We start from the raw sequence: 20713 nt of genomic DNA, 5'->3' as shown, positions 1-20713 counted from the left end.
CCAGGAGACCGCCATGAACGCACGTGACCCGAACCTGCCCCTGCAAGCCGACGAGGCCAGCAGCCTGGGGCAGTTTGCCGCCCAGGTCTGGGACGAGGAAATCGTTCCCGCCCTGACCGAGTACATCGCCATCCCGGCCAAGAGCCCCATGTTCGATGCGGACTGGGCGGCCCACGGCCATATCGAATCCGTGCTGCGCAATGCCGCCAGCTGGGTCGAGAGCAAGAAGGTGGCAGGGCTGAAGCTGGAGGTCATCCGCATTCCCGACCGCACGCCGGTGATCTTCTTCGAGGTGCCGGCCACCAAGGCCGACTGCCAGGACACGGTGCTGCTGTACGGCCATCTGGACAAGCAGCCCGAATTCAGCGGCTGGCGCTCGGACCTCGGCCCCTGGACGCCGAAGTACGAGGACGGCAAGCTCTACGGCCGCGGCGGCGCGGATGACGGCTACGCCATCTACGCCTCGCTGACGGCCATCATGGCCCTGGACCGCCAGGGCATCCCGCGCCCGCGCTGCGTGGGCATCATCGAGACCTGCGAGGAATCCGGCTCCTACGACCTGCCGGCCTACATCGACATGCTCAAGGAGCGCCTGGGCAACGTCAGCCTGGTGGTGTGCCTGGACAGCGGCGCCGGCGACTACGACCGCCTGTGGCTCACGACCAGCCTGCGCGGCAACGTGACGGGCACGCTGAAGGTCGAGGTCCTGACGGAAGGCATCCACAGCGGTGACAACTCCGGCGTGGCCCCGAGCAGCTTCCGCATCATGCGCCAGCTGCTGGACCGCCTGGAGGACGCCAAGACCGGCCGCCTGCTGCCCGCCGACTTCCACTGCGAGATCCCGACGGACCGCATCGCCCAGGCACAGACCACGGCCGACATCCTCGGCGCGGAGGTCTACAAGCGCATGCCCTGGGCCTGCGGTGCGGACGGCGGCCCGGTGCTGCCCGTCACGACCGAACCCCTGGAAGTGCTGCTGAACCGCACCTGGCGCCCGACGCTGTCGGTCACGGGCGTGGACGGCATGCCGCCCATCAGCAATGCCGGCAATGTGCTGCGCCCCTTCACCGCCTTCAAGCTCTCGCTGCGCCTGCCGCCGCTGATCGACGGCAACGAGGCCGCGCTGAAGCTCAAGGCGCTGCTGGAAGACGACGCCCCCTACAACGCCAAGGTCAGCTTCGTGCCCGACGGCCGCGCCGGGGCCTACGGCGCCACGGGCTGGAACACGCCCGACCTGCAACCCTGGCTCACGAAGGCCGTGGCCGAGGCCAGCATGACGCATTTCGGCACCGAGATCGGCTACATCGGCCAGGGCGGGACCATCCCGCTGATGGGCATGCTGCAGAAGGGCTTCCCCAAGGCGCAGATGATGGTCTGCGGCGTGCTCGGCCCCAAGAGCAACGCCCACGGCCCGAACGAGTTCCTGCACGTGCCCTACGGCAAGCGCCTGACGGCCGCCGTGGCCCAGGTGATGGCCGCCCATCCCTGAGCCTCCGGACCGTGCGGTCTCCGCACTGCAACCGATGGCATTGCGAGATCCGGCGCCGAGCTTGACCAACATCAAGCCGGCGCCCGGCCGGGCTCGCTACTGTGGCGCCTGCTTGTGCCATGGTGATGCTCCCTTTCTCTTCCTCCCGCCCTGCGGCGGCCGACCGGCCGTCGCCTGACGCAGCGCCGCCGGTCGCCATGGGCTCGGGCAGCACGCGGCGCCGGCCCTGGCATGCCTGGCTCGGGCTGTGCCTGGCCCTGGCCGGCATGTGGCTGCTGCTGGCCCTGTGGTTGCACAACGAGCGCCGCGTGGCGCGCGCGCACGAAAGCGAGAAGCTGCAGAGCCTCGTCCAGACGCTGGACGGCATCGTCTCGCAGCAGCTGATCGCCATCCAGGCCGCGCTGCAGACGGTGGACGCCGAGTACCCGAGCTGGCGCCGGGACCAGAAGCAGGCCGACGGCGAAGCGGTCCTGCAGACCCTCACCCGCGCCATGCCCGGCGTGCGGCTGCTGCTGGTGGTTGATGCCAGCGGGCGCATCCAGGCCTCGTCGATGCCGGAACTGCTGGGTCGCGACGTCTCGGACCGCCCCTATTTCCGGCAGAGCCGGCAGCGCCCGCAGGAAGGGCTGCTGCACATCACCCCCCCCTTCAAGACGCTGCTGGACGACCGAAGCGTGGCACTGGCGCGCTCCCTGCACGACGCCGAGGGGCATTGGCAGGGCGTGATCGTGGCCAGCCTGGACCCCAACTACTTCGCCCTGGTCCTGGCGACCGTCCAGCCCTCGGAGGACACGTGGGCGGCGATCGCCCACGAGGGGGGCACGATCTTCGCCGTGCAGCCGTACATGGAGGGCTGGATCGGCGGCAACGTCCTCGCCCGCCCGGGCTCGGTGCTGGAGAACCACCTGCGCTCCGGGCAGCCGGCCAGCCTGCACCTGCAGCAGTCCGGCCTGAGCCATGACCTGCGCCTGGTTGCGGCGCGGTCCGTGTCGCCCGACAGTCTCTGGCTGGACCAGCGCCTGCACGTGGCCGTGGGCCGCTCCATGCGCAGCGTGGAAGGTCCGTGGCGGCGCCAGCTCTTTAGCGCGCTGCTGGGTGGATCGGTCGTCAGCCTGCTGGCCCTCCTGGGCCTGTACCTCTACCAGCGCCGCCGCCGCCTGGTCGAGCACCTGCGCCAGCAGCAGCGCCGCACCGAGCGGGACAGCGCCGCCCGCACCGCCCTGGCGCTGGACGGTGCGGAGCTGGGACTGTGGGACTGGAACCTCGTGACGGGCGAGAGCCGCTTCGACGCCCGGTGGTGCGCCATGCTCGGGCACGAGCCGCATGAGATCGAGGGTCACGTGCGCGCCTGGGAGGACCGCCTGCACCCGGACGACAGCGCCGTGGTGCGCGAGCAGCTGCGGCGCTATCTGGCGGGCGAGCTGGCGCACTACACCCAGGACTACCGCATGCGTCATCGCGCCGGGCACTGGGTGTGGATCCATGCCAACGGCCGCATCATGGCGCGCGACGCCGAACGCCGGCCGACGCGCGTGGTGGGCACGCACATGGACATCAGCGCCACCAAGTGGGCCGAGGCCCAGCTGCAGGCCCAGGCGCAGCACACGCAGGCCATCCTCGACCACATGGTCGACGGCATGATCACCATGGATGCGCAGGGTCGCATCGACGCCATCAATCCGGCCGCCTGCCGCATGTTCGGCTATGAGGCCGCTGAGCTGGTCGGCCAGCGCGTGGAGCTGCTCATGCCCGCGACGGAGCGCCCCCACCATGCCGGCCACGTGCGGCGCTACCTCGATACACGGGTGCCGCATGTCATCGGCATCGGGCGCGACGTCAGCGGGCAGCGCAAGGACGGCACCATCTTCCCGATGAGCCTGGCGGTGTCGCAGATCGAGCGCGACGGCGAGCCCCTGTTCATCGGCCTGACGCGTGACATCACGGAGCGCAGGAAGGCCGAGGCCGAGATCGAGCAGCTGGCCTTCTACGACTCGCTGACCGGCCTGCCCAACCGCCGACTGCTGCTGGACCGCCTCAACCAGGCGCTGGCCATCAACCGCCGCACCCAGCGCCATGGCGCGGTGCTCTTCATCGATCTCGACAACTTCAAGGCGCTGAACGACACCCTGGGCCATGGCATGGGCGACCGCGTGCTGGTGGGCGTGGGCCGCCGGCTGCAGGCCGCGCTGCGCACCGAGGACACCATCGCGCGCTGGGGCGGCGACGAGTTCGTGGTCGTGCTGCAGGACCTCGGCCAGAACGCCCAGGTGGCGGCGCTGCATGCCGAGGCCGCGGCCGAGAAGCTGCTGCGGGTGCTGGGCCAGCCGCACCAGCTCGACGGACACCAGCACCACAGCACGCCGAGCATCGGCATCGTGATCTGGGGCGGGGACGTGAACAGCAGCGAGGACCTGCTCAAGCACGCCGACCACGCCATGTACCAGGCCAAGGGCGCGGGCCGCAACCGCCTGTGCTTCTTCGACCCGGCCACGCAGGCCGCCATGGCCGAGACGACCGCGCTGGAGGCGGATCTGCGCCAGGCCATCGACTGCCAGCAGCTGGAGCTGTTCTACCAGGCGCAGGTGGACACGTCCGGGCGCATCGTTGGCGCGGAGGCCCTGCTGCGCTGGAATCACCCGCAGCGCGGCTGGGTGTCGCCGGCCCGCTTCATCCCGCTGGCGGAGCAGACCGGCCTGATCGCGCAGCTGGGCGAATGGGTGCTGCAGCAGGCCTGCGCGCAGCTGGGCCTGTGGGCGCGCGAACCGCAGCTCGCCGACATCACGCTGGCCGTCAACCTGAGCGCCCACCAGTTCCGCCAGAAGGGCTTCCTCGGCTTCATGCAGCAGCTGCTCGCCCGCAGCGGCGCGCCGACGGAGCGGCTGAAGCTGGAGCTCACCGAGAGCGCGCTGGTCGACAACGTGGAGCAGGTCATCGCCCTCATGCTGGCACTGCGCAGCCTGGGCCTGCGCTTCTCGCTGGACGACTTCGGCACGGGCTACTCCTCGCTGGCCTACCTCAAGCGTCTGCCCCTGGACCAGCTCAAGATCGACCAGAGCTTCGTGCACGATCTGGTCAAGGAGCCCAATGCCCTGGCCATTGCCCACGCCGTGATCCAGCTGGGCGACAGCCTGGGCCTGGACGTCATCGCCGAAGGGGTCGAGACCGAAGCCCAGCGGGACGCGCTGGTGCAGCAGGGCTGCCATGCCTTCCAGGGCTATCTCTACGCCCGGCCGCTGCCCCTGGCGGACTTCGAGGCGCTGGTGCGGCGCGGCACCGAAGGCAGCCAGCCCCCTTTGTCTTAGGGGGGAAGCGGCCAAGGGCGCGGCCTACACTGCGCCTCCTGCCGACCCTGGGCCGGTGCCTGACTTTTCAACGACGTGTCATGCTGTTCACGACTGCAGCCTTCGTCTGCCTGTTCCTGCCGCTGACCCTGGCGCTCTTCTTCGGCCTGGGTCGCTGGCGGCCTTCCTGGGCTGCCAGCGCGCTCTTTGGCGCGTCCGTGGCGTTCTACGGCGTGTGGATGCCGATGTACGTGCTCCTGCTGCTGGGCTCCATCGCCGGCAACTTCCTGCTGGGGCGGATCATCGCCACGGCACGGGCCGAGGAGCGCCGGGCCGCGGCCAAACGCTGGATGGTCCTGGGCGTGAGCGCCAATCTCGCGCTGCTGGCCTATTACAAGTACGCCAACTTCTTCATCGACAACCTGAACGCGCTGACCGGCCAGCACTGGCAGCTCGGCACCGTGCTGCTGCCCATCGGCATCTCGTTCTTCAGCTTCACGCAGATCGCCTTCCTGGCGGACAGCTACCAGAAGGGCGTGAAGGAACTGCGCTTCAGCCACTACGGCCTCTTCGTCACCTACTTCCCGCACCTGATCGCGGGGCCGGTGCTGCACCACGCGCAGATGATGCCGCAGTTCCGCGACCCGGCCACCTACCGCTGGCAGGGCGCCCACTTCAGCGCGGGTTTGCTGATCTTCGTGATCGGCCTGTTCAAGAAGATCGTGCTGGCCGACGGCATCAGCCCCTGGGCCGATGCGGTCTTCAACCCCGTCGACGCCGGGCAGGTGCCGACCCTGCAGGAGGCCTGGCTCGGCGCGCTGGCCTACACACTGCAGATCTACTTCGACTTCTCGGGCTACTCGGACATGGCCATCGGCCTGTCCCGCCTGTTCAACGTCAGCCTGCCCTTCAACTTCGACTCGCCCTACCAGGCCACGAGCATCAGCGACTTCTGGCGGCGCTGGCACATCTCGCTCTCGACCTTTCTGCGGGACTACCTCTACATCGCGCTGGGGGGCAACCGCCACGGCAGTGTCCGCCGCTACCTCAACCTCGCCACGACCATGGTGCTGGGCGGCCTGTGGCACGGCGCGAGCTGGTCCTTCGTGCTGTGGGGCGCGCTGCACGGCAGCTACCTGATGATCAACCACGGCTTCCGCGCCCTGTGCGGCCAGGCCCTGCAGCAGCGACTCGCCGGCCTGTGGAGCTGGCGCGTGCTGGCCTGGGGGCTGACGCTGCTGAGCGTGATCGTGGCCTGGATCTTCTTCCGCGCGACGACGCTCGACGGGGCGCTGCGCCTGCTGCGCGCCCTGCTGCCGACGGGCGAGCCGGCGGGCCTCGACCGCCTGCTGTGGGAGGCCGGCCTGCCCGCGGCGCGCGGCTGGATGCTGTGTGCCGTGCTGGGGCTGGCCGCCGTGACGCTGCCCAACAGCAATGCCATCGGTCAGCGCCTCCTTGCGCAGATGCAGCAGCGTCCGGGCCTGCGGGCCTTCGCCACCGGTGCCGCCCTGCTGGCCGTGGCACTGCTCGTGCTGCTGAACACCGCGCGCAATGCCGTCAGCGCCTTCATCTACTTCAACTTCTGACCATGCGGCGCGCCTTCACTCACGTCCTGCCCGGCATGCTGGCCCTCCTGGCGGCCCTGGAGCTCACGCTGCAGGCGCTGCCGGTGTCCGACGCCACCATGAAGGACTACCACCTGGACCCGATGGTCCTGAGCTACCCCGCCGGACATGGCTGGACCACCTCCATCGGCTGGGACCTGCGCCACCCCCAGCGCCATCAGGCCAACAACGCCGGCTTCCTGGCGAAACACGACTTCACGCCCGACGCGCAGGCCGTCGCCCTGATCGGCGACAGTCTCGTCGAGGCCTCCGCCCTGCCCGCCGCCGACCGGCCCGACGCCCAGCTGGAGCGGGCCCTTGCCGGCCCGGCCGTCTATGGCCTCGGCGCACCGGGCAGCAGCCTGCTCGACCATGTCGAGCGCCTGCGCCTGGCCCACGATCGCTACGGCATCCGCCGCTTCGTGATCCTGCTGGAGAACGGCGACGTGGCGCAAGGCCTGTGCGGCTCGGGCAATGTCCAGGGTCCTTGCCTGGACCGGCAAGACCTGACCCCGCGCACCGAGCAGCAGCCGCCGGCCGGCGCCGTCAAGCGCCTGCTGCGGCACAGCGCCCTGCTGAACTACCTGCTGGGGCAGCTGAAGCTCTCGGGACCACGCCTGTGGCAGCAGGCCGTGAAGCAGGCACGGCCCGACATGAGCCCACCCGCGGCCCTTGCGGCGCCGAGGGCCGAGCCGCCGTGGTCGGCAGCGGAGCAGGCCGTCACGGAGGCCTTCCTGCAGCGCCTGCGTCCCTACCTCGCCGACAGCCGCGTGCTGGTGGCGATCGAGTCTCGCCACGACGCCCTGCCCGCCGGAGGCCCGGCCCACATCGCCCGCCTGGAGGGCTTCCGCGCCCGGCTGCAGGAGGCCGGCATCGAGGTGCTGGACCTCGCGCCGGCCTTCGAGGACGCCTGGCACCGCACGCGGCTGCCGCTGGAGATCGGCCCCTACGACCATCACTTCAACGCCCTGGGCGTGCGGACGCTGGCCGACGCCATCGCCGCGAAACTCCGCACGCCCTGAGCGGGCGGCCACCCGCGGGAATGGGCGCCCCGGCCGGGGCTCTGGGACAATACGCCCTTTGCACGCCCGAAGCTCCGCCATGTCCCGCCCTGAAACGCTGTATCTCTTCGTCTCCTGCCCCGGTGGGGTCGAGCCCCTGCTGGAGGAAGAGCTGCACCGCATCCTGCCGCGCGGCCGCATCCACGCCATGCGCGGCGGCTGCTCGGTGCAGGGCACGGCCGAGGACGTCATGCAGATCAACCTCGAGAGCCGGCTCGCGCAGCGGGTGCTCATCGAGCTGACCGAGGGCGGCTACCGCCACGAGGACGATCTCTACGTGCTGGCCCGCCGCGTGGACTGGGACCGCTGGATCGGCCCGCAGCACACCATCCGCGTGGACACCACGGCCCAGCGCTCGCCCCTGCGCAGCCTGAACTTCGCCACGCTGCGCATCAAGGACGCCATCTGCGACACCCTGCGCGACGCCACGGGCGAGCGCCCGAGCGTGGACACCCGCGCCCCGGACCTGCCCGTCGTGCTGCACCTGGGTGAGGACCGCGCCGCACTGTACGTGGACACCTCGGGCGAGCCGCTGTTCAAGCGCGGCTGGCGCGTGGACAAGGGCGACGCCCCGCTGAAGGAGACGCTGGCCGCCGCCATGCTCGCCGCGGCCGGCTGGCGCGGCACGCCCGAGACCGGCGGCGCGCTGCACGACCCCTGCTGCGGATCGGGCACCATTCCCATCGAGGCGGCACAGATCGCCTGCGGCATCGCCCCCGGCATCCAGCGCCGCTTCGCCTTCGAGCGCCAGCTGCCCTTCCAGCCGCTGCGCGCGCGCTGGGCCGAGATGAAGCAGGCCGCCCAGGCCCGCGTGAAGGCGCCCGAGGTGCCCATCTTCGCCAGCGACGTCACCTTCCGGATGGTGGACTTCGCCCGCCGCAACGCCGAACGCGCCGGCGTGGCGCAGTACATCCAGTTCAACGGCGGCGATGCCCTGGAGCGCGCCGCGCCCAAGCTGCCCGAGGGCATGCCCGGCACCATCATGATGAATCCGCCCTACGGCGAGCGGATCGAGGTGCGGGGCAAGGCCGCCGCGGTGCGCGAGGCCAGCGGCTCGGAGCAGCGGGATGCGGAAGATGACTTCTTCCCCCGCCTCGCCGCCCACTGGAAGCGCAGCTACACCGAGAACCCGGCCGGCTGGACCGCCTGGCTGCTGTGCCCGGACATGAAGCTGCCCACGAAGATGCGGCTCAAGGAGAACCGCCGCGTGCCCATGTGGAACGGGCCCATCGAGTGCCGGCTGTTCCGCTTCGACCTGATCAAGGGCTCGGCACGGGACAAGCCGCGCGCTGCCGACTGAGCCGGCGCGCCCCGACCGCCAGCGCCACACCGGCGATGGCGAGCGGCACGAGCGAACCGAGGTTCATCCACTGCCAGCCGCCCGTCGTGACCAGCGCGCCGGAGCTGAAGGCGGTGACCGTCATCGTGCCGTAGATGGCCATGTCCATCGCGGCCTGCGCCCGGGTCTTCTCCTCGGGACGGTAGGTCTCGGTGAAGAGGGTGGTGCCGCCGACGAAGAGGAAGTTCCAGCCCACGCCCAGGGTCAGGAGCGCGCCCAGGAAGTGCGTCAGGTCCTGACCGGCCAGCGCGAAGGCCACGCAGGCCAGGTTCAGCAGCAGGCCGACGGCCATGACCGGCAATGCGCCGAAGCGCTTGATCAGCGAGCCCGTGAAGAAGCTCGGCACGAACATCCCCAGCACGTGCCACTGCAGCACGAGCGTGGCGTTGTCGAAGGGCAGGCTGCACTGCTTCATGGCGATCGGCGTGGCGGCCATCAGCAGGTTCATCACGCCATAGCCCAGCGCGCAGGCGGCCATGGCCACGAGGAACAGCGGCTCCTCGCGCGCGATCTGCCGCCAGTGGCGCCCGGTGAGGGCGCCGGGCTGCGATTCAGCCAGCGGCGGGAAGGCGATCAGCGACACCACGCCCAGGCTCAGCACCCCCACGCCGATCAGCACGAGGTAGGCGCCGGCAAAGGGCTGCACCAGCAGGTCGCGGCTGTAACGGGCCAGTGCCGGGCCGACCACGGCGCCCAGCAGGCCGCCGGCGAGCACCCAGGAGATGGCCGTCTCGCGCTTCGCCGGCGGCACCAGCTCCGTCGCGGCGAAGCGGAAGAGACCGGCGCTGGCGTTGTAGTAGCCGGCGATCACGGTGGCCAGCACCACGCCCCAGAAGCTGCGCTCATTCACCGCCCACGCGGCCAGCGCACAGCTGACGATCGCCACGAGCGCCCCCAGCTGGAAGCCGCGCCGCCGGCCCCATTGACGCTGATGCCGCGCCACCAGCGGCGCGAAGACTGCACCGCCCGCCACATAGCCGCACACGGGCAGCGTCGCCATCCAGGGCTGCGGCGCCAGCGCCAGGCCCACGAGGCCGTTGATGGCGATGAAGGTGATGTTGTTGGTGAGCAGCAGGCCCTGGCAGAGGGTCAGCAGCAACAGGGGCAGATTCATGCGCGCTTTCGGGGGTGGGATGGCAAGGCTAGCAGCCCCGGAGGCGGGCGACCCCTCGTCATGGCGATGGCCGGACTTAGTCGCCCACGAAGTACAGCGTGTGCCCCTCGAGCGCCGCGCGCAGCAGGAGGGCATAGAGCGCCAGCAGGGCCGGCGACTCCTGGTTCAGCGGCGCGGCCAGCCGGGGGTCCAGGACGCGCGCCAGCGTCGCCGCATGCGCGGGCTGGATGTGGAAGTCGCGGTAGAAGTCGAAAGCGACGCCGCACTGCCGGAGCGCCTCGACGAGGGTCCAGCGGCCCGCGAAGTCCCGCTCCTGCAGCTGCAGGCAAGGCGCGCCGTGGCGGCTGCCCAGGTAGACGTCCAACATGGCGCGTGCGCCTCGAGCTCAGCCCTGCTGCAGCGCCACCCAGCCCAGCACGGCCAATGGGGCGGTGTCGGCGCGCAGGATGCGAGGCCCCAGCTGCAGGGCCTCGAAGCCGCGCTCGCGGGCGGCCTGCTCCTCGGCGGCGCTCAGGCCGCCTTCCGGCCCGCTGAGGACCAGCGTGGGCTGCGGCTCGCCCGCGGCGCGCTCGGCGAGCGGGCGGGCCGCGGTGGGGCTCAGCAGCCAGCGGCGCGCGGGGGCCGCGCCGTCCAGGCCCGACAACCAGGCGGCGAGCGTCTGCACGGGGTGGATCTGCGTGACGCAGGCGCGGCCGCACTGCTCGGCCGCCGCGATGGCGACCCCCTGCCAGTGCACCTGCTTCTTCTGCGCGCGATCGCCCTGCAGACGCAGGACCGAGCGCTCGCTCATCAAAGGCTGGATGGCGACGGCGCCGAGCTCGGTGGCCTTCTCGACGATGCCGTCCATGCGGTCATTGGCCGGCATCACGACGCACAGGGTCAGGGCCGTGGCCAGCTCGCGGTTCACGAGCTGGCGGGCATGCAGCTGCACGCGGACCTCGCTGCGGCCCATGGCCGTGACCTCCGCCTGCCATTCGTCCCCCGAGCCGTCGAACAGCGTCAAGGGGCTGCCGGGCTGCAGGCGCAGGACCTGGACATGACGCGCCGCGGACGCGGGCAGGCTCAGCTCGGCCGGGCCGGCAAGCGGGGTGTCGACGAAGAAGCGTGGAGGCATGGGCGGGGTCAGGTGAGGTTCGCCGGAACCCGCCAGTGTGCCAGGGAAGCGCTCAGTGCATCCCCATCGCCCGGCGGACCTGCTCGGCGAGGTCGTCGCCCTGGGCCTCGCGGACCATCTCGACGAAGCGGCGCGCGTAGTCCTGCAGCTCGGGCAGGCCACTGCAGCGCTCGACCTCCAGCACCACCTTGTAGCCCTTCATCAGGCCGAGGTACTGCTTGGCGTGGCGGGTGAGGTAGGCGTAGAGCTGCTCGTAGTCCAGCTGAGGCACGTCCCCCCCCGGGGCCGCAGCGGAGGCCGCCGGGGCGCTGGCCGGTGCGGGTGCCGGGGCAGCGGGCGCGCCCCCGAAGGCCGGAGCGAAGGGGCTGGCGGCCTCGGTGCCGGCCGGGTGAGCCGCGGGGGCATGGCCGACCGCCTGGATCATGCCCAGCTGCAGCAGCTGCTGGACGTCCGCCTCGGTGCTGCCCTGCACGAGGCCCAGCCACTGCCGGGCGGACTTGCTGGCATCGATCACCAGCAGCAGGTTGCGGGTGGCACGGGCATTGACGAGCTGGCGCACCTTCATTTCGGCACGGCCAGCGTCGGTTTTCTGATAGCTCTGGTCCAACACGGCAAAAGTCTCCTCGGCGCGAGCTTACGCGCTGCGCCAAGGGCCGGCCGTCGGGAAAGTGCTACTTTTTGTCGCGCAATTCCCGACGAAGGATCTTGCCGACCGGCGTCTTGGGCAGCTCGGTCCGGAACTCCACGATCTTCGGGCGCTTGTAGCCCGTCAGGTTGGCCTCGCAGAAGGCCCGCACGTCGGCTTCGCTGACGTTGGGGTCCTTGCGCACGATCACCACCTTGACCGCCTCGCCCGCCTTCTCGTCCGGGATGCCGACGGCTGCGCACTCGAGCACGCCGGGCATCTGGGTGATGACGTCCTCGACCTCGTTCGGGTACACGTTGAAGCCGCTGACCAGGATCATGTCCTTCTTGCGGTCGACGATCTTGAAATAACCACGTTCGTCCATCTGGCCGACGTCACCGGTGCGGAAGAAGCCATCCGGCGTCATGACCTTGGCCGTCTCGTCCGGGCGCTGCCAGTAGCCGGCCATGACCTGCGGGCCCTTGATGGCGATCTCGCCGGTGCCGCCGAAAGGCACGTCCTGGCCGTCGTCGTCCAGCAGCTTCATCTCGGTGCCGGGCACGGGCAGGCCGATGGTGCCGGTGTAGGACTTGGAATCCGTCGGGTTGCAGCTCGCCACGGGCGAGGTCTCCGAGAGGCCGTAGCCCTCGCAGATCGGGCAGCCGGTCTTCTCGAGCCACAGCTTGGCCGTCGCCTGCTGCACCGCCATGCCGCCGCCAACGGAGATCACCAGGTGGCTCCAGTCCACCGTGTTGAATTCCTTGTGATTGGCCATGGCCATGAAGAGCGTGTTCACTGCCGGCAGGCTATGGAAGCGGTGCTTCGAAAGCTCCTTGAACACCGCCGGGAGGTCGCGCGGATTGGGAATCAGCACATTGCAGCCGCCCATGTGCATGGACAGCATCATGTTCGTGGTGAAGCCGAAGATGTGGTACAGCGGCAGCGCGCAGATGGACACCACCTGCTCGCCCTGCGGCACCTTCTTCAGGGCCGGCTGGTACCAGGCCTCGGCCTGCATCACGTTGGCCACAAGGTTGCGGTGCAGCAGCACGGCACCCTTGCTGACGCCCGTCGTGCCGCCGGTGTACTGCAGCACGGCGATGTCGGAGGAGGCCACCTTGGGCGCCTTGTACGCCTGACCGCGGCCGCGGCTCAGGGCGTCGTTGAAGCGCACGGCCTGGGGCAGCTCGAAGGCCGGCACCAGCTTCTTCACCTTGCGCACCACGTAGTTGACGATCAGGCCCTTGGGGAAGCCGAGCATGTCACCCATGGCGCAGAGCACGACGTGCTTGGTGGGCACGTTGTTGATCACCTGCTGCAGCGTGGCGGCGAAGTTCTCGATGATGATGATGGCGCGGGCGCCGGCATCCTTGAGCTGGTGCTCCAGCTCGCGCGGGGTGTACAGCGGGTTGACGTTCACCACCACATAGCCCGCACGCAGCACGGCGGCCACGGCCACGGGGTACTGCGGGACGTTGGGCATCATGATCGCGACGCGATCGCCCTTCTCGAGGCCCAGGCCCTGCAGATAGGCGGCCATTGCACGGGAGGCATCGTCGATCTGGGCGAAGCTGAGGGTGCGGCCCATCAGCGTGTAGGCTGGCCGGTCCGGGTACTTCTTGAACGCCGCGTCCATCAGCTCGACCAGCGAGGCGTACTGCTCCGCGTGGATGTCAGCGGGGACGCCCGCCGGATAGCTTTTCAGCCAGGGTTTCTCCATTGTTGTCTCCAATTCTTCGGGCCGATTCTCCCCGAGGCGCACGGGTGCGCGATCAGGGGATTCGATAGCGAAACTAGAGAGAAACCCCAAATCGCCCCGAAGGGGGTGTCAGCGATCGCAGTATCAGCTGCAAAAAATGTCACAAGGGCATCAAGACAAGGGCCGGGCGGCACGCTACCCTGGCGGCTCGGATGGTCCAGAGCCGAGCAGCGGCTGCCCTTGCAGCAGGCGCGCCGGAGCTCACGGGGAGTGGCAGCGGCCAATCCGAGCAACTTGGTTCCGGTGTGACGGGACGGCACCGCGAGGCGCCTGCCCGGGCACCTGCAGATGCAGGACTGAGCGATGAAACCTTGGCATGCCGGCCTGGCCGGCCCTTTGCTCGTGGTTGCGCTGGGCGCCGTGCTGGCGGCCGCGGTGGGCCAGCGCCTGTACCGGGACCAGCGGATGCAGCTGGAGCAGCGTCTCGCAGCCGCCACCGACACGGTGCTGGACTCCCTGCAGGAGCGCATCCGCACCTACGAATTCGGCCTGCGCGGGGCGCGCGGGGCCGTGATCACCACCGGCCCGGAACTCATCAGCCGCGAACGCTTCCGTCACTACATGGCGTCGCGCGACCTGGAGCACGAGTTCCCCGGCGCCCGCGGTTTCGGCGTGATCCGCAAGGTGCCCCGGGACGGCGAGGATGCCTTCCTGAGCACGGCCAATGCCGACGGCTGGCACGGCTTCGCCATCCGGCAGATCGCGCCGCATGACGGCGACCGCCTGGTGATCCAGTACCTCGAGCCCATCGAAGGCAACACGGCGGCCATCGGCCTGGACATCGCCTCGGAGCCGCACCGGCGCGACGCCGCCCTGCAGGCCATCGACAGCGGCCGGGCCGTCCTCTCGCAGCCGATCACCCTGGTGCAGGCCAGCGGCAAGACGGACCAGGGCATGCTCTTCCTGCTGCCCATCTACGGCCAGGGTCGCCCGGTGGGCACCGTCGCCGAGCGCCGGGCCGCCGCCTTCGCCCTGGCCTACTGCCCGCTGGCGATGGACGAAGTCCTGCAGCGCCTGGGCGCCGTGCCCCGGGGCATGGTGCTGCGCATCCGCGATGCCGGCCAGGAGGTCGGCGCCCCGCCGCTCTTCGCCTCGGCCGGGTTTGGGCAGGCGCTGCCCGACGGCCCGCAACTGCAGCGCAGCCTCAGCATCTACGGGCGCTCCTGGCAGGTGGACACCGGCATCACGCCCGCCTTCCTGCCGGAGGCCGGCGCCCTGACCCCCGGCCGGGCCGCCGTGCTGGTGCTCCTGGCCAGCGCCCTGCTCGCGCTGCTGCTGCACGTGGGCCTGCTGGCCCTGCACCGGCGGCGTCTGGCGCAGGCCGGGATGGAGCGCCTGGCGGCCATCATCGAAGGCTCCAATGACGCCATCGTCGGCAAGGACCTGCAGGGCCGGGTGATCAGCTGGAACCCCGCCGCCGAGCGCATCTTCGGCTACAGCGCCCAGCAGGCGCTCGGCCGCTCCATGTCCGAGCTGGTCGTCCCCGACGAGCTGCTGGATGAGGAGCAGCGCATCCTCGAGACCATCGCGCGGGGTCAGGTCGTGCCCCTCTTCGACACCGTGCGCCGGCGCCGCGACGGGCGCCTGATCGACGTGACGGTGACGGTCTCGCCCGTGCGCGGCGCCGACGGCCGGGTGATCGGCGCGGCCAAGACGGCACGCGACGTCACCGAGGAGCGCCGGCACGACGCCCGCTTCCGCCTCGCCGTGGACGCCGCCGGCATCGGCATCTGGATCTGGCAGCTGGGCGACAACCAGCTGTTCTGGGACGAGCGCATGTGCGAGCTCTACGAGCTGCCGCCCGAGGAGCGGCAGCATGGCCTGTTCTACGAGTACTGGCGCAGCCACGTGCACCCGCAGGACCTGCCCGAGGCCGAGCGGCAGCTGCAGCAGCTCGTCCGCGGCGAGGGCACCTACACCCCGGTCTTCCGGGTGATGCTGGACAGCGGCGGCGTGCGCTGGATCAAGGCGGCGGCTATCCTGGAGCGGGACCGTCAGGGCCAGCCGGTGCAGGTCGTGGGGACCAACCTCGACATCAGCGCCGAGGTCGAGGCCAAGCTGCGCGTGCAGGAGCTCAACAGCGACCTGGAAAGCCTCGTGCTCAAGCGCACCGCCCAGCTGCAGGACGCGGTGGTGGCCGCCGAGCAGGCCAACCTGGCGAAATCGGCCTTCCTGTCCAACATGAGCCACGAGATCCGCACACCGCTCAACGCCATCCTGGGCCTGGCCTACCTGCTGCAGCGGCAGCAGCTGGGTGGCGAGGCGGGCGACATGGTCGGCAAGATCCACGGCGCCGGCAAGGGTCTGCTGGGCATCGTCAACGACGTCCTGGACTTCAGCAAGATCGAGGCCGAGCGCCTGGAGCTGGAGCAGGCCCCCTTCCGGCTGGCGGACGTGCTGGACAACCTCGCCTCCCTCATGGCGCCCATGCTGGGGGCCAAGCCGGTGGAGCTGCTGATCGGCGCGCCGCCGCCCGGCGCGGGCGAGCTGGTCGGCGACGCCATGCGCCTGGGCCAGATCCTGACCAACCTGCTGAGCAACGCCCTCAAGTTCACGCCGTCCGGCGAGGTGGTGCTGAGCGTGCAGCGGCTGGACGAGCCCTGGGCCGGAGACTGCGGGCCGCGCCACCTGCGCTTCAGCGTGCGTGACACCGGCATCGGCATTCCAAAGGACAAGCAGGCCGTGATCTTCGAGGCCTTCAACCAGGCCGACAACTCCACCACGCGCAGCTACGGCGGCACGGGCCTCGGCCTGGCGATCAGCTCCCGGCTGGTGCGCCTGATGGGCGGCACGCTGACGGTGCAGAGCGAGCCCGGCCAAGGCAGCGAGTTCAGCTTCGAGCTGCATCTGCCCTGCGCCGATGCCGACACGCCCGCGCGGCCCACCGGCGCAGGCCTGTCCGTGCTGATCGCCGATGACCACGAGCTCGCCCGCCAGGTGCTGCGCCAGACCGCGCAGGGCCTGGGCTGGCGCGCCCGCACCGTCGAGTCCGGCGAGGCGGCGCTGGCCAGCCTGGAGGAGGCCGAGGACAGCGCCTACGACGTCCTGGTGCTCGACTGGCGGATGCCCGGCCTCGACGGCCTGGAGACCGCAAGGCGCATCCGCGCGCAGCACGGCCCCCAGGGCGCGGCCGCCCCGGGACGGCACTGGCCCATCATCGTGATGGTCACGGCCTACGACCGCAGCGAGCTGCGCGGCCAGGACACCGAGGCACTGGTCGACGCCGTGCTCACCAAGCCCGTCACCGCCTCCAGCCTCTATGACGCCGTGCTGGCCGCCCAGGGGCACCGCGGTCGCTTCGAGTTCGTCTCGCAGGACCCGGACGGCGCACCGCGGCTGCAGGGCCGGCGCGTGCTGGTCGTGGATGACAGCGACATCAACCGCGAGGTGGCCGCCCGCATGTTGGAGCGCGAGGGCGCGCAGGCGCTGCAGGCCGAGGACGGCCAGGCGGCTCTGCAGCTGCTCGAGAGCCAGGACGGCGTGGACATCGTGCTGATGGACATGCAGATGCCGGTGCTGGACGGCTACGGTGCCACGCGCGCCTTGCGACGCCACCCGCGGCTGGCCCGGCTGCCGGTCCTGGCGCTGAGTGCGGGCGCCTTCAAGGAACAGCGCGAACGGGCGCTGGCAGTGGGCGTCAACGGCTTCGTCGCCAAGCCCTACACCGCCGATGAGCTGGTCGCGGCCATCCGCCAGGCCCTGGAGCCGGGTGAGCGCCTGGCCTCGCAGCCGGCGTCGGCCGCCGCGACATCCGGCGTGCCGCTGCTGAACCGCGCCCGCGGCCTGCAGTCGCTGGGTGACGAGGCGACCTGGCACGCCGCGCTGCTGCGCTTCGCCACCAGCTACCGCCACAGCCTCGAGGAGCTGCCCCCGGACGCCGACGCGCGCGGCGCCTTTGCCCACAAGCTGCGCGGCGCCGCGGCCCTGCTCGGGCTGGAGCAGCTGGCCGCCGCGGCCGCGGGGCTGGAGCAGGCCGCCGCCGCCGCCGCGCCGACCCAGCCCCCGCTGCAGACACTGCGACAGGCGCTCCGGCAGGCCTTCGACCTGATCGAGGAACTCGCCGACGCCACGGCCGCGCCCTCGCGCCCGGTCCGGTCCGAACCGGCGGGCGTGCAGGACGCCGACCAGCTCCGCGAGGCCCTCGAGAGTGACGACTACGACCGCCTCGCCCAGGCGCTGTCGCAGTGCCAGGGCCATCTGAACCCCGAGCTGCTCGCGGCACTGGACCGCTGCCTGGCGAGCTACGACTTCCGGGGCGCCCGTCTCATCTTCGATGCCGCCAGCCGCGGCCCCGTTCTGGAAAGGGAGAGCTGAACATGCCGCAAGGACCCATCCTGGTCGTCGACGACGAGCCCATCAATCTGGACGCCATGCGCCTCGCGCTGGGCGCCGTGCACAAGCTCATCTACGCCCGCGACGGCGGCAGCGCGCTGGAGGCGATCGCCCGGCACAAGCCGTCCCTGGTGCTGCTGGACATCCGCATGCCGGGCATGGACGGCTACGAGGTCTGCCGCGCCATCAAGGCCAATCCGGCGACCGAGTACCTGCCGGTCATCTTCGTCACCAGTCTCTCGGACGTGGGCGACGAGGCCCGGGGCTTCGAGGCCGGCGGCGTGGACTTCATCGTGAAGCCAATCTCGCCGCTGGTGGTACGGGCACGGGTGCAGACGCACCTCTCGCTCGTCAAGCACAGCCGCCTGGAGCGCAGCCACCGCGACGCCATCTTCATGCTCAGCGAGGCCGGGCACTTCAACGACCACGACACCGGCGCGCATGTCTGGCGCATGGCGGCCTACTCCGCCGAACTGGCCCGCGCGGCCGGCTGGAGCGTGGAGAGCTGCCGCCTGATGGAGCTCGCGGCGCCGCTGCACGACACCGGCAAGATCGGCGTGCCCACGACCATCCTGGCCAAGCCCGGTCCGCTGGACGAGGCGGAATGGGCCGTGATGCGCCAGCATCCGCAGATGGGGCACGAGATCCTCTCCAAGAGCGCCGCGCCGGTGTTCCAGATGGCCGCCGAGATCGCGCTGAACCACCACGAGAAGTGGGACGGCAGCGGCTACCCGCACGGCATCGCGGGCACGGCGATTCCGGAGTCCGCGCGCATCGTGGCCATCGCCGATGTCTACGACGCCCTCACCATGAAGCGCGCCTACAAGGAGCCGTGGCCGGCGGAGCAGGCACTGGCCCACATCGCGGAGCAGCAGGGCCGGCAGTTCGACCCGCACCTGGCGGGCATCTTCCTGACGCTGGCGCCGAAGCTGGTGGACATCCACCGCCGCTGGCAGCAGCAGAGCTCGCCGGTGCTGCCGCCGCTGGTGGCCTGAGCCGCCCGGCGCCCCGCTCAGGTCCGGCGGTCCGCCGGGTCGCCTTCCGCCGGGGCTGCGGTGGCGCGCGGCGCCACGGGGATCCGCAGCTGCACCTCGCAGCCCGGCCGCTCGCTGCCCGGGTCCACCTCGCGCCAGCTGATCTGGGCGCCGATGCGCTCGGCCCGCTTGCGCATGCCCTTGAGCCCCTGGCCTTCGCGTGCATGGCGGCGCAGCCCCTTGCCGTCGTCGCCGATGCTCAGCAGCACGGTCCCGCCGTCGTCCACCACGCGCGTGGCGAAGCGCACGCGCGACGCCTGCGCATGATGCAGCACGTTGCTGAGCGCCTCCTGCACGATGCGCACGAGATCCCGGCCCTGCGCCCCCATCAGGCGCGGCAGGTGCGGCGTGTCCTGGAGCTGCCATTCCAGCTGCAGCCCGGCCGAGCGAAGGCGGTCCTGCAGCCGGTGGCGGACGTTGGCCAGCAGCAGGCCGAGGTCGCCGTCGTCCACGGTCATCGCGTCGATGGTCAGGCGCATCTCGGCGATGCAGTCGTCCAGCAGGGCCACGAGGGTGTCGGTGTCCATGCCCTGGCGCGCGCCGAGCTTGGCCATCAGCAGTTGCGACCCCAGGCCGTCATGCATCTCCTGCAGCAGGCGCTCCCGCTCCTGGGCCGCCACGCGCAGCTGCTCGCTGCGCTGCAGGTCCTGGTAACGGGCCTCGAGCTCGCGGCTGCGGGCCGCCAGCGCCTCCTCCAGGGCCTGCCGCGAACGCGCCTGCGCGCGCAGCGAGGACACGAAGCGGCGCTGCAGCACATAGCCCGCCATCCCGACGACGGCCGCATAGCCGGCGACGTTGATGTCCACCAGCGGGAAGGTGCCCTCGTCGATCAGCGCGAAGTAGCCCACATAGGCCCAGCAGAAGAAGGCCAGGCCGAGGCTGGCCGCCGCCAGGCTGTGCGAGGCCAGGCCGCTGCGCACCGCCGCCCGCAGCACCACGCCCCAGGCCCCCACCATGACGATGCCGCGACTGCCCAGCGCCCACCAGGGCCAGAGGTTCTCGAAGGCCCCCCACGAGGAGCCGGTGTAGGCGGCCCAGAGGTCCAGCGGCAGTGCCACGGCCATGAAGCCGAGCGCCAGGCGGCGGCCCCAGGAGTCCCCCGGCGCAAACCACTGCACCACCAGCAGCAGCATCAGGCCGCGGGCGAGGATGTCCGCCGCGTCGAGGATCATGCGCCACCAGGGCAGCGGCACCGGCGCCACGCTGAGGTAGGGCAGGAGCAGCAGCGCCGCGCTGAGCGCGTAGACCCCTGTGATCCCGTACACCCACTCCTGGCGCAGCGCCAGCCACACGAGCAGCAGGAAGAGGCCCAGCAGCGCCGCGCTGAGCGCCGTCAGCAGGCGGGCGGTCTGCCAGAAGTCGCGCGCCTTCTGCAGCTGGCGCATCTGGGTCGCCGGCCCCATCTGGACGACGGACATCGTGCCCATCTGCTCGCCCGTGGCCCCCAGGTGCAGCGCGAGGCGGTGCTCGCCCGCCTCCAGCATCGCCGGCGGCACGTTGATGAGCACGCCGCTGCTGCCCAGCCGCAGGCCGCGGTACATGGGCTCCAGCTCCAGGCCCTGCTGGGAGCGCGCGAGCAGCTTGCCGTCGAGGTAGAGATTGAGTTCCGGACTGTGCGTGAAGGCCACCAGCCAGGGCTCGTGGACGGCCTCGGCCAGCTTGAAATCCAGCAGGTACCAGCCGGGCTCGCTGCCTTCGACACGCAGGTCCGGCAGCTGCATCGCCTCGGCCTTCTCGGGCATGGCCTGCCCGGGCAGCAGGGGCGGGTCGCCCTGGCGGTCCTCCAACCACTGGCCGTCCACCAGGCGAATCACCTGCGGCATGTTCAGCGGCCCGAGGTGCAGGGACAGCATATGCAGACCCAGCAGGGCCAGCAATGGCAGGAGCACGCCGAGCAGCAGCGCGCGCAGGCGGCCCGTCCGCGTCACCCCCCGCGGCGGGGTGCCGGGCTCAGCCATGAA

13 protein-coding genes are annotated in these 20713 nt (G+C 70.9%); 7 read left to right on the top strand and 6 right to left on the bottom strand.

Annotated features, from left to right (window positions below):
* The first annotated feature begins 13 nt into the window (after window positions 1-13).
* The 5 genes from QRD43_RS03770 (at window position 14) to QRD43_RS03750 (ending at window position 8735) form a co-directional block, all read left to right on the top strand.
* Window positions 14-1489, top strand: coding sequence for a M20 family metallopeptidase (locus QRD43_RS03770; RefSeq protein WP_285981135.1), 1476 nt, complete (start codon window positions 14-16; stop codon window positions 1487-1489).
* Window positions 1490-1608: 119 nt separating this feature from the next.
* Window positions 1609-4791: a bifunctional diguanylate cyclase/phosphodiesterase gene (locus QRD43_RS03765; RefSeq protein ID WP_285981134.1), complete on the top strand. Its 3183-nt coding sequence runs from the start codon at window positions 1609-1611 to the stop codon at window positions 4789-4791.
* Window positions 4792-4871: 80 nt separating this feature from the next.
* Window positions 4872-6356 carry an MBOAT family O-acyltransferase gene (locus QRD43_RS03760; RefSeq protein WP_285981133.1) on the top strand — a complete coding sequence of 495 codons (1485 nt, stop codon included), beginning with the start codon at window positions 4872-4874 and terminating at the stop codon, window positions 6354-6356.
* A gap of 2 nt (window positions 6357-6358) precedes the next feature.
* Complete coding sequence (locus QRD43_RS03755) at window positions 6359-7396, top strand: alginate O-acetyltransferase AlgX-related protein (RefSeq protein ID WP_285981132.1); 1038 nt, start codon at window positions 6359-6361, stop codon at window positions 7394-7396.
* 79 nt (window positions 7397-7475) lie between these two features.
* Window positions 7476-8735 (top strand): THUMP domain-containing class I SAM-dependent RNA methyltransferase, encoded by a 1260-nt coding sequence (locus QRD43_RS03750; protein ID WP_285981131.1) that lies wholly within the window; start codon window positions 7476-7478, stop codon window positions 8733-8735.
* On the opposite strand, the gene QRD43_RS03745 is transcribed toward QRD43_RS03750, so the two are convergent.
* The 5 genes from QRD43_RS03745 to QRD43_RS03725 all read right to left on the bottom strand — a co-directional run bounded on the left by QRD43_RS03745 (window position 8695) and on the right by QRD43_RS03725 (window position 13347).
* Window positions 8695-9888: an MFS transporter gene (locus QRD43_RS03745; protein ID WP_285981130.1), complete on the bottom strand. Its 1194-nt coding sequence runs from the start codon at window positions 9886-9888 to the stop codon at window positions 8695-8697. The two genes, QRD43_RS03750 and QRD43_RS03745, sit on opposite strands and share 41 nt — an antisense overlap.
* A gap of 76 nt (window positions 9889-9964) precedes the next feature.
* Entirely contained in the window at window positions 9965-10255 is a 291-nt protein-coding gene (locus QRD43_RS03740) for a hypothetical protein (RefSeq protein WP_285981129.1), read from the bottom strand.
* Window positions 10256-10273: 18 nt separating this feature from the next.
* Window positions 10274-11002 (bottom strand): 16S rRNA (uracil(1498)-N(3))-methyltransferase, encoded by a 729-nt coding sequence (locus tag QRD43_RS03735; RefSeq protein WP_285981128.1) that lies wholly within the window; start codon window positions 11000-11002, stop codon window positions 10274-10276.
* 52 nt (window positions 11003-11054) lie between these two features.
* Window positions 11055-11612 carry a hypothetical protein gene (locus QRD43_RS03730; protein WP_285981127.1) on the bottom strand — a complete coding sequence of 186 codons (558 nt, stop codon included), beginning with the start codon at window positions 11610-11612 and terminating at the stop codon, window positions 11055-11057.
* Between the two features lie 61 nt (window positions 11613-11673).
* Window positions 11674-13347, bottom strand: coding sequence for a long-chain-fatty-acid--CoA ligase (locus QRD43_RS03725; RefSeq protein ID WP_285981126.1), 1674 nt, complete (start codon window positions 13345-13347; stop codon window positions 11674-11676).
* A 342-nt stretch (window positions 13348-13689) separates the two neighbouring features.
* Here QRD43_RS03725 and QRD43_RS03720 point away from each other — a divergent pair, with 342 nt between their 5' ends.
* Entirely contained in the window at window positions 13690-17700 is a 4011-nt protein-coding gene (locus tag QRD43_RS03720; RefSeq protein WP_285981125.1) for a CHASE domain-containing hybrid sensor histidine kinase/response regulator, read from the top strand.
* A gap of 2 nt (window positions 17701-17702) precedes the next feature.
* On the top strand, window positions 17703-18713 hold the full coding sequence (locus QRD43_RS03715) for an HD domain-containing phosphohydrolase (protein ID WP_285981124.1): 1011 nt from the start codon (window positions 17703-17705) through the stop codon (window positions 18711-18713).
* Window positions 18714-18730: 17 nt separating this feature from the next.
* On the opposite strand, the gene QRD43_RS03710 is transcribed toward QRD43_RS03715, so the two are convergent.
* Window positions 18731-20710 (bottom strand): sensor histidine kinase, encoded by a 1980-nt coding sequence (locus tag QRD43_RS03710; protein ID WP_285981123.1) that lies wholly within the window; start codon window positions 20708-20710, stop codon window positions 18731-18733.
* Window positions 20711-20713 lie beyond the last annotated feature (3 nt).

Origin of the sequence: Roseateles subflavus (assembly GCF_030285365.1) — a bacterium.
GTDB lineage: Bacteria > Pseudomonadota > Gammaproteobacteria > Burkholderiales > Burkholderiaceae_C > Roseateles_B > Roseateles_B subflavus.
This window is presented reverse-complemented; position numbering and strand designations above follow the sequence as displayed.

Excerpts from the sequence above, each read along its gene's own strand:
- QRD43_RS03745 (WP_285981130.1), bottom strand. The coding sequence starts at position 9,888 with ATGAATCTGCCCCTGTTGCTGCTGACCCTCTGCCAGGGCCTGCTGCTC.
- QRD43_RS03715 (WP_285981124.1), top strand. The coding sequence starts at position 17,703 with ATGCCGCAAGGACCCATCCTGGTCGTCGACGACGAGCCCATCAATCTG.
- QRD43_RS03740 (WP_285981129.1), bottom strand. The coding sequence starts at position 10,255 with ATGTTGGACGTCTACCTGGGCAGCCGCCACGGCGCGCCTTGCCTGCAG.
- QRD43_RS03710 (WP_285981123.1), bottom strand. The coding sequence starts at position 20,710 with ATGGCTGAGCCCGGCACCCCGCCGCGGGGGGTGACGCGGACGGGCCGC.
- QRD43_RS03725 (WP_285981126.1), bottom strand. The coding sequence starts at position 13,347 with ATGGAGAAACCCTGGCTGAAAAGCTATCCGGCGGGCGTCCCCGCTGAC.
- QRD43_RS03720 (WP_285981125.1), top strand. The coding sequence starts at position 13,690 with ATGAAACCTTGGCATGCCGGCCTGGCCGGCCCTTTGCTCGTGGTTGCG.
- QRD43_RS03770 (WP_285981135.1), top strand. The coding sequence starts at position 14 with ATGAACGCACGTGACCCGAACCTGCCCCTGCAAGCCGACGAGGCCAGC.
- QRD43_RS03735 (WP_285981128.1), bottom strand. The coding sequence starts at position 11,002 with ATGCCTCCACGCTTCTTCGTCGACACCCCGCTTGCCGGCCCGGCCGAG.
- QRD43_RS03750 (WP_285981131.1), top strand. The coding sequence starts at position 7,476 with ATGTCCCGCCCTGAAACGCTGTATCTCTTCGTCTCCTGCCCCGGTGGG.
- QRD43_RS03760 (WP_285981133.1), top strand. The coding sequence starts at position 4,872 with ATGCTGTTCACGACTGCAGCCTTCGTCTGCCTGTTCCTGCCGCTGACC.
- QRD43_RS03765 (WP_285981134.1), top strand. The coding sequence starts at position 1,609 with ATGGTGATGCTCCCTTTCTCTTCCTCCCGCCCTGCGGCGGCCGACCGG.
- QRD43_RS03755 (WP_285981132.1), top strand. The coding sequence starts at position 6,359 with ATGCGGCGCGCCTTCACTCACGTCCTGCCCGGCATGCTGGCCCTCCTG.